General features: G+C 40.5%; 4 protein-coding genes. 2 read left to right on the forward strand and 2 right to left on the reverse strand.

All coding sequences use genetic code 11. From position 1 onward, the window contains the following. Nucleotides 1–2 precede the first annotated feature (2 nt). Nucleotides 3–659, reverse strand: coding sequence for a hypothetical protein (locus GJR95_RS16825; RefSeq protein ID WP_162386970.1), 657 nt, complete (start codon nt 657–659; stop codon nt 3–5). Between the two features lie 299 nt (nt 660–958). Further along, nucleotides 959–7,084 carry an NACHT domain-containing protein gene (locus tag GJR95_RS16830; protein WP_162386971.1) on the reverse strand — a complete coding sequence of 2,042 codons (6,126 nt, stop codon included), beginning with the start codon at nt 7,082–7,084 and terminating at the stop codon, nt 959–961. A 250-nt stretch (nt 7,085–7,334) separates the two neighbouring features. Here GJR95_RS16830 and GJR95_RS16835 point away from each other — a divergent pair, with 250 nt between their 5' ends. Then, complete coding sequence (locus GJR95_RS16835) at nt 7,335–13,925, forward strand: ATP-binding protein (RefSeq protein ID WP_162386972.1); 6,591 nt, start codon at nt 7,335–7,337, stop codon at nt 13,923–13,925. After that, nucleotides 13,867–14,517, forward strand: a complete 651-nt coding sequence (locus GJR95_RS16840) for a hypothetical protein (RefSeq protein ID WP_162386973.1) — start codon at nt 13,867–13,869, stop codon at nt 14,515–14,517. The genes GJR95_RS16835 and GJR95_RS16840 overlap by 59 nt, the downstream gene beginning before the upstream one ends. Nucleotides 14,518–14,741: the final 224 nt, after the last annotated feature.

The raw sequence follows: 14,741 nt of genomic DNA on the forward strand, positions 1-14,741 counted from the left end.
ATTTAAATCTTTAGATTTATGATTGGTAGCATTATCAAATATTGATCAATTCCTGCTACTTCTAGATTTTTATTCCGTAGCTCAATGATTTCTTCTTTAGATAATATCGTTTTATCTACCAATTTATCTGCCAAATTACAAACAGCTTCTCTTACCAATGGTTGCTCAACAACCTCTAAAGATTTCCTCCAAAATATTAGAGCATTTTTGATAAATATTTCGTGGTTGTCTTGAAGCCTATCAAGTTTAGAATCAATTATTTCATCTAAAAAACGGGTTACTTTACAAAAATCGTATGGGTTTGCTAAGTCTCCTTTACAATTATTAAATATGCGTTTTACGTTTTCAATAGTATATTGAATTGATAGTTCATAAGAAGTTTCGGCTGCGTAACCGGCTAATAATCGTATTAGGTGCCAGCTTTGTCTATGATTAGCTAAGGAAGGGAAATCTACATATTCGTTACTATTAGGATTGTCAACAAACCCGGCAGAGGTATTATTACATTCTATTGAAATCTTATTAGGTAAATCATTATCTAATCTAGCTGCATAAGATACAGTTATTTCACCATACTCGTACCCTAATAACCCTACAACTAAATGTGCGGCTTCATGTACAGCAGTTGCATATAACTCCGTTTTTTTATCTCTACACATAAATCTTCTTTGCCGCTAATTAAATATTTAGGGCGCTTAATTTTATTGAATTATTGACTTTGGTTGCACTATAGTTTCCATCAAAAGCTATTCTCCATCTTTGCCTATTGCTTTCCACTTATATCATTAATCTTATGAGTTACTAATGTAATAGTTTGTCGTTGCAATTCGTCAATTGAAAGCGTAAATGGCAAAAGTTGGAAAAAATAACAGAAATGTTAACTCAAAAGATAGTTTTTTAGTTCTTAAATTCAGTCATAAATACTATAAACAATCACCATCGATAAGATAGTTATTCACTATAACAGAACGATTCTCGATGCTTCTCCGTTTAGAGTCTTTTGAGTTGATTTAACGCGACTCCAACGATGTACATGTTGCCGCTGCACGAACTTGTACTTGCTACTTAATTGAGCGAAAGCCTTCTCAGAGGATAATGTCAGCCAACCGCTACCTGTTTCACTGCCTAAATGTGGAGGATTCATCCGAGTATTGCCATCAGTCCAGAAGATAGATTCAACCATGATAGTATTATCTATATCTAACCACCTAAAAACACCTTGATCGCTTAGATGCCAACCCATTTCTTTAGCTATTCGCGGGTTGAAGGCCAACCAAGTAACAATGTTTTGAGGAGTATCAAATAGGTTCATTCCATGGTTAGCAATAATTAGCGAAGGGCTATTATCGAGAGTGATAACCTCAGCCATCATCAATCGGTTATAATTCTTGAATGCGCCATAGTCGAAGGAGAAAAGATTCTCTCTGCCTGAAAAGTCCACGCAGCTTTCTCGAAGTTCGCTATCGTACTCCCATCCTAGACCTCGGAAGAAGCTTCGTTCAGCAAGTATAATCTGTTCACCCTGGACAAGTGTCAATCGAATTAGACTTTGATCCGCTTTCGAGGGCCACTTTTCGTCCAATTGATAAGAACCATATTGAACGTTTTCTGGTGAAAAGATACCCTCAATGAACGATGGCCAACGTTGATGTTCTATATACCACAGATTAGGATCAAAAAACGGAACGATACCCGACCAGTCAAGCCATTTTTGAAAATAACCGTGTTCGACAAGCTCTCCTAAGATCACATTTAATACATAATCTGCTACTAGATTATATGGATATGAGATGGCTTCGATTCCGAATTCAACCGCTTGTGCGCGTAGACTTAGGGCTGACTTCTTATCTGACAGTTCGGTATTCAGTATCTCAACGATCCGTTGGCCAAGAATCAACTCCGGGATACCGACTAATTGAGTAAGTAATTGTAATTCAGTATCTAAGATATGAAGGACGTCATCTGCGTTTATCTTATTATCAACCCAGTGTTGATCTTCATCGAAGTTTACATAGAGAACTCCTACCTCAAATAAACGCCAATAATCGCCCCAAGGCAATGGAGAAATAACCGTTGAAGTAGTTGACGGGAATTCACCCATTTGCCGCCAAAGTTGATAAGCGCTAACGCGAACGTTAAAAAGGCGATCCTTAAGTAACTGTTGCACATGTTGTCGGAACTGAATGAGTAAAGCTGGATGGTAATTGGCAAGATACAGCATCATACGCGTAAACATCAATCGGCCAAAGTCATCCGCATTGACAAAGTAGTCATTGAGAACATCCAAAAAAACTTGTCGTTCAACCACCAATTGATGCGCAAAGAAGACTTGAGCTGATTCTGAAACACCTTTTTCGTAACTTGTTGCCAGTCGTAAAGTAATCGTCGCTAAACAGGTTTCAGGACTTATCGTTTTTTGATCTTCTAAAATAGGTACATGGCTATCCCATTCTCCTTCGCCCATCAATCGAGTGATATAGTGCTCAATCTGTAACCACACTTCCAGCACATCATAACCAGGGCTAACGACAGGCAAAATCGTTGCTAGATCGCGTAGATATGAAATATTCCCTGATTCAATAAATGATCGAGCAAAATCAGCCCAGGCTTCCTTATGAGCAGAATCTCCATCAAGCTTGGTCAATATCCTATAGGCGGCTAAACGCTTACCTTCATCATAGTTTGTTAACCAACCTCCTCGTTCATCAGCTAACAAACGTCGCCCAATGCTTCGCGCGGTATTAGACTGTCCAGCCTCTACTGCCAATTCGGCTAAAGCAGTTAACAGATTAAAGGCAACATGTTTATCGCCAGGAAGAGTATCTAACATAGTAGCAATTCCAGCCTCTATCAATTCCTGTTTAACTTTTTGTAATACAGGCATCCAATCAAACACACCACCATTATCAGTTAATTTAGCTTGGGGGGTAATCGACTTTAATTCGTCAAGGTTATTGACTAAAGCAGCAATTTCTCTGTTTGTCATTGGCGTATGGCCACCCACGTGAATTTTTGTTGCGGTTCTCCAGTGGCTACGCTCCTCTGGTATATAACGTGGAGATTGATATACAACGTTAACTTCCTCTAGTACTTCCTGGTATGTTGGCCGACTTTCTGGCAAAGCATATCGATCAATATCTAATAGAAGCTGACGAATCAATTGGCTACAGTTGGTGTGGAGCTTTATTCGATTGACTAGTTGTTTTAGGAGCGATCTATCGACTTTGGATGAATTATAAAGAAATACACTACCATAAAAACTTGCAACACTGGGAATAACCGACTCATCAGCCTCAGTCAGCAAGGTTCCCAAAAGGGAAGCTAGCCCATCTTGAAGTTTAGAGTACCCATGGCTAAGCGACCAGTTAAATAGTAAAATTCCCGCCTGAGTGTTCCACTGCCAAGTAGCATCTAATAATTCATCGCTCAGCCCTTCTGCAGCGGCACTCTGTGTTACTTGTCGAACGTATTTGATATAGCCAGCCAACCAGCGTATTCGCTCTGCAGCTTTAGTTGGCTCAAAATCATTTACACGTTTAAGCCAGCCTGCCCAGTCACTGAGCTGGTAGTCTTTCTCATTTTTAATTCCGAAAGCCTCATCTAACGAGCGTGTAACCCAACGTTTTGCATGTTCCGGTTCATTTAATATTAACCATACATTAGCTTGCTTAAGGGCTTCTTTCTGGCGACTCATTACGTCGCTTTCTTCATTTAATAGTTCCGATTCTAATAGTTCTATTTCAGCCTTTACATATTCGCTTGGAAAACCATACTGGCCGAGGTCTAGCCAAATCTGCCGTCTTAGTTTGGCAGGCCAGAACGTTGATTGTTGAATGAACTCTTGCTTGAAAAGTTTGCCTGCTTGTTGAATTGCGTGGTGTCCGTATAAACCAATTGTATGAACTAATTCTTGGAAATAACCTTCGCGCCCCCTCTCTGCAAAATACCAGTAGCGATGATGGAATAGTCTTTCAGGCATCGCATAGTAAAAGCGAGCTAAAGGCAATAAGATTCGATTACTTAGATGTAATTCATGATTCGATTCCCCACCCAACTGAGCTATTTCTCCTGCACTTCGCATCCAATTTACCAACACATTATACCCCTCTGTATCATCACCCTCTTTTTCTCTAAAGTATTCGTGAAGCCGAACAGGATCGCCTACGTATGCTTTTAGAGTGATAAACCAGAGATCAGGTCGATATTGTTCAAATGTGTTTTTATCAAAACTAAATGAGTTCAATTCCTCTAGCTCATCAACAGTTGAAATGTTATTTAACCATTCTTGTATTAAGATACTGTCGCGACGCACCTGGTAGATGAGTTCAGCCACCGAAACTCGTAATATATTCTTTGTAACTTGATTGGGGGATACTTGATTGAGTAATTGGGTAAGTACTTCGTTTGCAGACGCACCATCTTTGTCTGCCAGGCAGTCTTCAATAATCAGACGGTGCTGACGAATCAGGAAAGGCAGATTAACAGAATGTAGCTCGGATAAGTGTTGTAAGACAGTTTTCGCTAAACTACGAGTCTCTTTCTTTACACTTAATGAATCCACAAGGGTTTCCAGCATGACGGACTTTATCTGCGCTAGTTTTTTGCGCTCCTCTTCGGCTATGTGTTCATACTCTGTTACCCATGGCGATTCTTGATAGGTAAGAGAAAGTATTTTGGGAACTAAAACCGCCGGATCAGCCCACAAAGCCACGGTACGAATCCATTCCGTCAACAATTCATCTACGTTATGAAAATGGTAGTTTATTGTAAGCTGCTGTGTTAAGACAAGCTCTTTCCTGCTCAATTCGACAGGTTCTTTCAAAGCGAATAAACGCCGTGCTTCCGAGCGATGCCCATTCCCGTATAGCAAACGCACCAATTGAAACGTTGGCTTGACTTGATCAGAAGAAAGAGTTAAGGCATACTCTGCTAAGCTGTCAAGAGATAATAGCTGAGGAAAAAGTGTAAAGAACTGTGATTGATCTTGATGATAGCTACGGTTCTGTATCTCAGCCGTTAAAAAGCCATATTCTAATAATTTGTTAAGGCTATGATGTTGAGCCGCGATCGTTAAACCTAGTCGGAGATCTTCGATAATTTGTTTTAGAGGACGAAAACGATGCCTTTGTTGGTCAAAATAGCTTGCTGAAGCTATCTCCATAAACGTTTCATAACGACCAGCTTGGTATAGGTAGTACAAATAATCATGTTGAAAGAGCCGATCACCTGAATGCTGAGATCGTTCGGCCAACTTACCATAAAGAAGCTTATCGTTTTGCTCATCAAATGTATCAGTTAGAATATCTATTGCTGATTTTTTGATCACATACTGTCGAAAACTATTATGAAAGAAGTTTCGGTAACCGAAGAACTGGTCAAAGAATTGATCTAACAGCCGCTTTAAAAGTAGTTTCTGCGGATGTGAAAGTTGCCATTCTAGAAGCATCCGATTGTGTACACCATATCGAAGCCGAGCGATCAAACCCATCAATTCAATGAAAACTTCATTATCAGCGAACTCCTGCCAGATTGAATCATAGTACAACACGATATCCCCATCAATCAGTGGGAATAGCTTAAGCCGATCCTCAATCTCAATTACATCTATTGAAGAAAGGCTACGCATAATGTAGCTTAAATATAGTGGATGGCCTGCTGATCGTTGAAATATTTGATCCTGAATCGTATCTGACAATGATCTGCCTAGCTTTCGTTCAGCGATTGTCCCTACGGTAGCTTTAGAAAGCGCTTCCATTTCCACCCAACGTTCAACTTGGTCGAAAGCCTGTCGAACCGGCGGAAATAAATCATTTAACTCGTAGGTTTGACTACCCAGCACAAAATAGACGCCTTCGGGTATATCATTCGGTGCTGGTAAGAAATGTAGTAGATTTTGATTGGGATGATATTCCCGCGGAATATGATCAAGTCCATCAATAATGATAATAGCTTTCTGACCAGTGTTTTGATATTCCTGTTTGAGTTCAACAAGTTGCCGGGTAAAAATGCTTTGTATTTGTCCTAAATCCCAAGCTGTGTGTAGCACCCCCTCTTTAAAAACACCTTGATTGGCTAACTGGACAGATAAATCATGGTAAAGATGTAGCGCGTCTCCACGAGTACTGGTACGCCCATTAGCAGCCCCTTGATTAAGGTAAATAAAATAACGAATGACTCGTTCCCTCCGACTCTTTGCCCATTCAGTTAATAGAGTCGACTTACCAGTTCCAGGTCCGCCTTGTACAAAAATGTAGCCGCCGGATAACTTATCAACCGCTGATGATATGGCTCTGAGTGTTAGCGTATTTGGTTCATACTGAGTTGGATCAACAAAAAAGTCGTGAGAGAATATCTCTTGCGTGCGTTCTTCCCAACCTAGCGCTTTTTTTAGTTCAGATGCTGTGAAAAGGACACGATGAGCCGGGTCATGTAATTCACTCAAAATGAAATCAAACAGCGCATCTGTATCCTTCTTATAAGTATGATAATGTCGATGGGAAGATCGATCAGGTAGAGTGTCGCCAAAAATCAGTGTACTCGACTGTACGAAGTGAACAAACTTGTTCTGGTCTATTTTATAATTGGCCAGTTCTTTTTTAACGAATGAACGCCAAGAAGGAGCCAACGTTGATAATTTTCCTCCTACTCGCAAAGGGTTCCATACATTCATTATAAAATGACGGAAACTACCAATATTAACTCCATTGAGCTTAATTTGATCATTTTCAGAGGGAAGTCGATTTGAAAGCAGATATATTCGAAGTCGCTTACCTTCAGATTGATTCGCAAAAACTAACTGTTGCCAACTGGTCAACAAGTCAGGTAATAACTGTACCAATTCTTTATATCGAAACGCTGGCGTCTTATTGGCAGCACTCCATTTAACTTGAAAGGCATGAATTTCGGTTCGCGTGGCAAATTGAATATCATCTAATTTACCCGCTTCTGGGTCTCCGATTTTTATCCATGCTAGAGTATTATCGACTAATTCGTCATACACCTTCGCAGCAAATAATCGAAACTGTGGATACTTACCGGCAAAGTCAATTCGGTCGCCTTGGGCCGAAGCAAGCGTGGAGTTCATTATGATTTGTTTGTCTATAACCAAAGTTAATTCTTTTGACTATAGCAATTCTAAGTGGCCAACTGATCAAATCACTTACTCTCAAAGAAAAGTAAAGTTGCCGGACTGTTGAATAGGATATGGCGGCTTTCTAACATTAGATTTTACGACGAAAGAAGATAATGGTGGTCAATTACTAATTTACAGCATGTGTCATGGATATTAGGTAAATTGGTAGCCTGATGAATTAATTATTTCGTATAAGATCCCAATGAGTTCCTTGCCTAAAGCCAGAAAGTCTAACAAAACGCCGAATTCGCTAGACCAAGCGTCAAGTATTCATTATTCAAATGCTGGTCACGATTATCATAAACTCTGGGTTATTCGGAGAATCGTCTCCATGCTATCACCTAAAAGTCCGTTAACATGTGTAAAAGTTGAAGGTGTAAATGCTAAGGATTCGGTCAATATTCCCCGAAAGGATAGCTTCTTAGCTGCTGATATGACTGAGTACTTTGGTGGTTGTGATTTTGAGAAATCGACGCAAGTTGTTATTACACAAATAAAGTACAGCACAACTAACGCTGAAGGGAAATGGACTCTTTCATCTTTGACAAAACGAAAATCAAAAACGTCAAGAGATTCTGTAATTCAACGTCTTGCAGATAGCTATTCGGATCTAATTAGTAACGGATTTAACCGAAGAGAAATAGTTGCTAAAACATCTATTCGACTGGTTAGTAATCAGTCGATAGATGACAAACTGGCACAATCGATTTCTTTAATCAAAACAGCTATTGGATTCTGTACAGTATCAATAAGCTACACCCATTTCTTAACGCTTCTTCCAGCTAAAGCACATACTACCAAGCGGCATTTAAAAACTCTTCATGACCTACTAAAGCTCTCAGATGAGGATTTTTTCAATTTTCTATCTATCCTGGATTTAAGTGGTTGCGATTCAGGATCGCGCTCCTGGCAGCAATTGGCTACTTTGGATGATCTATCCGAATCTATATCCCATTTTGAGCGTCATTCGGCATTATTGGAACTTAAAGATCTAGTGAATAGCCACATGTTACCAGAAAATGCAAGCTCAGATGGAATTAAACTGGGAGATGTTTTGGCTGCTCTCCATGTAGCCGAGTATAAAGAGTTATTCCCTGAAGAACCACAATTGTCTTTACCAAACAACTTAATACGAACAGATGATGCCTTAAGATTAGCCCAAATAGTTTCGCAAAACACAAAGGTATTAGCGCACGGAGTAGCGGGAGTTGGCAAGAGCACTACGCTTCAACAAATAAAGGCTCATTTACCCACAGGCTCAGTCATGGTATTATATGACTGCTTCGGGGCGGGAAATTACCGAAACATTAACTCTGGTCGACATACATTACTGCGCGCTGTAATGCAGCTTAGCAATGAATTGTCAACTCAAACGGGGATACCCTTTCTAACTACTCCTCCTGCTAATGACAAATATACTCTAATCAGCATGTTTCAGAATCGCCTTAATAAGGCGGCTGATCTTGTTAATAAGAATAATGGCTTATTAGTTATTGGTATTGATGCGGCTGACAATGCTGTAATCAAGGCTACAATTGAAGGAGAGACAAATTCATTTGTTCCGCACCTTTGGGAACTTACTCTACCTGCCAACTGTCGCTTAGTCATGAGCGCCAGAACTGGTGATCGAGCCAATTCGTTGAAAGCTCCCAAGGAAACTTACTTTTTTGAGCTTAGTGGATTTGATACTAATGCTTCTGCCGCTCATTTTAGACAAGTTTTTAAAAACGCTGGAGCAGCATCCTGTCAAGATTTTCACGGCAAAACCCGTCACAACCCACGCATTCAGCAGTATTTACTGGAGAAGGCAAAGGAGTTTAAGAGTAGCTTTCAGGCTTTTCTATATGTTTTTCGGCATGCTAATTTAGTGCCTGCAAAAATCTTTGAGGATATAATTGAGCTGGCTGTTGATCTTTCCAATGATCGGGGCAAAGCACAGGAATATTTGGCGATAATGACCTGCCTGCACCGACCAATTCCTCTGTATATTTTTGCCGATTCATGTCAACTAACTTTAGATCAGGCACGGCTTTTTTGCGAATCCCTCCGTCCTGGAATTTTATTCGAAGATGACCTCATTGAAATTCGGGATGAGGATTTTGATACACATTTACGCGTTCGGCCCGAAACAGAGGTCATTCTCAAACAGACCCACGCTAAATTAGCCACCCATTTTAGAACCATTGCATTAACCAACGCATATGCAGCGCAAGTTGTAGCTGAACATTATTGGGAAGCAGAGCAATACGATGAGCTAATTGACTTGGTGCTAACTGGACCTTCATTAAATATTATTACTGACAGTTTAACGCGTATCTCTACCCAAGAGCAACAAATTCAATTAGCCCTAAAGGCGGCAGCGTACTTAAAACGCGATAGACAAGGGATACAGTTGCTATTGCTAGCATGTGAGCTTAAAAATACTAACGAAGCTACGCGCAATTTGGTCCAAGCCAATATATCACTGGCTAATCAATTTGGAAAGACCAACAACTTAGTAAGCTACTTTGATCTTACAAATAAAAGGAGTTGGATGGGAGCAATGCATTTTAAATTGGCAGCGGCTTATGCAAAAAATGAGGCCCAACGTAGCCTCGCTGAAGAGCACCTAAAACAAGGTGACGCGTGGGTCAAAAGATATATGAGGTCTTTGGATCAACATGGTTATCACTGGGAAATATACGACAACGATCTCGCTAATGAGACGGAAGCCGTTTTCTGGCTATATGGAGTTGACCAAGCGAAGCAATCACTATCTAGATGGCAACCATTGCAAAGCGTTTTGGCGAGTTTGAGGATTTGTGTCGATCAGATCATACTTTGGTTAGACGACGAAACAATTGAAGCAAATTTGGTTGAAGCAAACCTTGCTCTTCGCTCTGAATGTATTGTATTGGCAAGGCTTTGGGAAAACAAACGATCTGTTAAGGCGGAACGTGTACATCGCGTTGCCAGCGACTTGCGGGAGTCCATAGAAGCCAAAAAGATTCGGCGTAGGAGGCCAAGAGGAAATTCTGAACAAAGCAATGGTCTGAGCTGGGCCATTCCAATATCCGAACTCTTTGCCACACATGAAGTCGATCCAGCTATTATTCTGACGGTTATTGATGAACTGGCTCCATCTATGCCAGACCACGCACCTTACCGACACAGCAACTTACAAGAGTATGTTTTTCCATTACGGGGAGTCACGCTGAAATCTGTTCTTCTTCAGCAGGAAATAACAATTAATGACATTCTACCATCAAAACTACAGCCTCCTTCTAAAAAGTCCAATCAACCGGACCCAAATGAGCAAGACCGAAGGGAATTTGTGGAAAACATTGGACCAATATTGATTAGATACAACTTATTAGCACAAACCCTGGTCCATTGTATTGATACAACAACTATTTCAAGCCAAATCGATGAAGAATTAGACAATCTCTATAGAGTTGATACTGGCAATCGGTATAGATTCATACATAGGCAGCGGGAATGGCTTTTTGGAGCAGGACAAACCCTCGCTAACCTCAAAGGTCAAAAGGATTTGTTAAATAAGTTGTTTGTAGAAGCCATTAGGGTTACGGGCCGATATACTGCTAGAAAGTTTTGGATTGAGTTAGGGCAATATTTGCTACCTATTAACGAATATAAGCCACTTGGTTTAAAGTGGCTTGAGGAAGCTGCAAGTGACAGCGAAGCTGATTCAATTAATATTGAAGACCGTTGGCAACTGCTTTTACATGCTGCTGAAGCAGCTTTTCGTTTTGACAGCGAACTGAGTCAGGACCTTTACCGCAGAGCTGTTAAGGCTGCAAGCGAAGGAGTAAGTGACGAAGTTGTCTACCGATTAAGGTTTATTGCCAATCAATTAAAGACCATGGCAGCCATATCGTCATCCAAAAATAACTCTCAACTTGGAATACGGCAGGCGGCGATAACAGAAGCCTACAAGCCATTTATTTCAGGAGATATTGATGTTCCATTAGAATTGACTTTGGAGGCTGTATCTAAGCTCAATTTATCCAATGGACTGATGCTTTTTAATCGTTGGGATTTAAATGACTTCTTGCCGATTGAAAAGGCAATCGGTCTGTTGCTTCAAGGAGCAACTAGTAGTAACCGTTGGCCTGCCTGGATAAGTATTCCATTGCTTCGCATTCAGGGAGAAACGGCAAATTGGTCTGATCTAGGTCTCAAATTACTAGATGTATCAGCCTCTTTTAGTTCTAATCAAATGCGGTTTAACACTAATAAAGCTGAGGTTTTTGAAAGCTTAGTCACTTGGGCCAGACGTGATGCCTTACTAAGGCATCGCGTGGAGGCAATACAGAAATTAAGCGATTGGGGTAAACAAAACAACTTGACTCGAAATCAAGCTGTTGAGCAACTTGATGCTACTCTCGCCTTTGTCGATACCCTACACATTGATGCTCTTCCTGCTAAGCAGGTCCCTGTTTATAAAAGCCCCGATGAAAACTTTCTAAAATGGTATGATCGAGCAAAGCAGGGTGATTTTACTTCTTTTCAAGCAGAAATAAGTATTCAGTATGGGATGAACATTCCTAACCTACGTACCTGCCTGCTTGAGTTGGGAAATAATATCACATACAACCAGCGTACTGATTTCCTAGAACTAATTAGTAACCTCAACCTCTATCAAGAGCATAGGTACCAGGAGCAGTACGGTCACCTAATTATTCATTTACTGGCTATCTTTTTAGATCGATGGAAAAATGTGCAAGCTGTGCAACGATGGGTAAAGCAACAGAATGGCTTGATCCGTTTTCTTGCCAAAATGCATGATAATATTATTAATGAGGGGGAATGGCCTTGTCATCTAGAAGCTTTTCTTAAGTTACCACTCGTCAGTTCGTCACGGGCGGAAACGTTATTGCCAACTCTGGCAGATTTGTTACCTCACTTGAATGTAGACAGGTTGTGTCGTGCAGCTGATGTACTTTGCAAGCCGCTATTACTACATGATCAGGAATACTTAACCGATTGGTTACTAAATCGATTGGAGAATAAGTTACTTCAGGATGGTAAAGCACTACCGTTTAATGTTTTGAGCAATACTTCTGAAACGAACATAGCACAGGAAGTCGAAGATCTAGCTCAATTTTGTTGGTATTTATTCGGCTATCCAGATACGCGTGTTCGATGGCAAACAGTGCATGCTGTACGAGAGATTTTGTCTTGGCATGCCAATACTTCATTGAGGAACACGCTGATCAACCGCTTAATGGAGCTATCTCTCACTAAAACGAGTGAATTGATACCAGCCACTTATGAATTTTTCTGGATGTCAGCTCTTGTATGGTTACTGTTACTACTAGAACGGTTAGCAGACGAATCACCTACTACTGTAATTCCCCATGCAAAGTCTATAGCAGCGCATGCGTTTAATGAAAATCTGCCGCATGTTCAGATCCGTGGATTAGCCAAAAAAACTCTGCTCCGACTACGTAAATACGATGAGCAGTTATTTTCGACGGAACAGTGGCAGAAAATAGAGCAAATAAATACACCAATCGCATGCCTGCTTAATAGGAAACGTTATAAAGTAGAGGGCGATTTCCTACACTTAAGCAAAAAACGGGCTGATCGTATAAAATTTAACCATTTAGACGTCAAGGACTATTGGTTTGAACCTTTAGGAGAAGTATTTGCCCAGAGTAGTGAAACTGTCGCAATACTAGCAGAACATTGGATTTGTGATCGATGGGGTTATGACCAGGAAAGCTATAATCAATATTGGGAATATCAGAATAGGTACGATTACTCTTTAAAATACCTCTATAAGACATCGGAACCTACAATAGATTCATTAGAAACCAATTTGACTTATAATGCTATGATGTGCGTAGCTGGCGAAATGGTTGATCAACTTAGTGTATTAATGGAAGATTGGGCAGATATAAAGTCGAAGAGCTGTTGGGAAAGTTGGTTTGAAGATCAGTTGACGAACAGTGGACCAAATGGCTGGTTGGCAGATCTGCGAACACCAATTCCGTTACTGGCAGAATGTTGGGGCAAATTACCAGAACCTTGGAAACAACGAACGGCTGATGATTTTATTAACGTATTAGGCACTAAAGAGCCTGGTAAAATGGATTGGCTTGTTATTCATGGTAATCGTGATTTCGGCTATTCATCTCGTTACGAGAGCGAACAGGATCGTTACGGAGATACCAATGTTACGAGTGTTTTCGTCTCCCCTGAAATGGCAACTTCATTAGTGAGAGCGATTCAGGCAGCAGAGCCTAAACGCTACGTTTTTCCGTCGTTTGGATTTGATGATAAGGATGCGGAATGGAAAGATGAACTTCCAGGTAATTTCGCGCTTCAACCTTTATTAGTGAAAGAAAAATATGTGTACGAGGGCTTAGAACAAAAGGACATCACTCGACGTAGAGCTGGAGGTATTGGTGTTCGTATTGAACCAGCTCTGGTTCGTAGCTTATCGCTTGAGGTTAAGGAAAAAGGCATGACATACTCTGATCAATACCAAAACGAAATCATACGCTTTGAACAATGGTCTGATGATAGCAGAGACGAACAGTATCGCCAGGAAAATACATATTCATCGGGCTTTCGGGTATGGATGAAATGGTCTGCCCTACGGGCGTATATGCATTGTAACAATCAAGTATTGGTAATTGAAGTTTTATTAAAACGGAATTATTCAAAAACAAATCGAGATAATCAATATGATCGAGGAAAACACATCGTCTACACCCTCTACCCAAATGGAATCCTCGAATCAATGGATCGATATTACTCGCTTTGGGCAGAAAATAATTCATGAATTGGAGCTTAACAAAGAGTCGAGCATTTTAGGTTTATGGATGGCTCAACGAGTTGCCGAATTAATTAGACGGGTGGAAACGACAAAGGATGAAGCCGAACGCGAAGCACTTGCAAAAGAATGCACAGAGTTAATTTTGAAACTATGGGAAAAAAGGAATACTTGGCCATCTGGCGGGCCACTTGCTGATATTTACCCTACTCTCAAAAGACTATTTGGCCCTCGTAACCAATACTACTCTATTTTCAGGAATAAGAATGTGGGGGATACTGGCCTCATTAGCAAATTGGCCGCTTTACATCAACGCGAAATGAAGCTTTTTATAAATAGCCCCAACGTTGCTACCAGTCCAGAGATAGTAAAAGCAAGCAATGAAAAATTGGAGCTGTACATTGATCATCTGTCGAAAGAGGAAAGTCAAGCCTTATTATTTACGGCTGGACGATTGTTTGAAGTGGAAAATAGTGAGAAGGACCCAGGCTTGGCAGAAGAAATGAACCAACTTTTAGCAAAAACGCAGGATACATTTACTTTAATTGAACAGGAACGATTGGCACTAATTCAAGAGGCATCAGGGAAGACTTTGTCATAGCTTACAATTTCACGATTTTGCTCACTTTTACTTAACAACGTATTAAGATGGCGCAGCCGATTATTTGCTGCGCCTTTATCCAATTAATCAAAATCGAGGGAGTGCTCGCTGAACTGTGTCAGCAGGTTTTATTCGATGCGATGCGATTTGATTCGTTCTTCAAAGATAATGCTGAACTGATTAATGATCTCTTTCCAATTATAGGTCGTCGTTTCCCATTTAAT

Source organism: Spirosoma endbachense, assembly GCF_010233585.1.
GTDB lineage: Bacteria > Bacteroidota > Bacteroidia > Cytophagales > Spirosomataceae > Spirosoma > Spirosoma endbachense.

Excerpts from the sequence above, each read along its gene's own strand:
- GJR95_RS16825 (WP_162386970.1), bottom strand. The coding sequence starts at position 659 with ATGTGTAGAGATAAAAAAACGGAGTTATATGCAACTGCTGTACATGAA.
- GJR95_RS16830 (WP_162386971.1), bottom strand. The coding sequence starts at position 7,084 with ATGAACTCCACGCTTGCTTCGGCCCAAGGCGACCGAATTGACTTTGCC.
- GJR95_RS16835 (WP_162386972.1), top strand. The coding sequence starts at position 7,335 with ATGAGTTCCTTGCCTAAAGCCAGAAAGTCTAACAAAACGCCGAATTCG.
- GJR95_RS16840 (WP_162386973.1), top strand. The coding sequence starts at position 13,867 with ATGGAATCCTCGAATCAATGGATCGATATTACTCGCTTTGGGCAGAAA.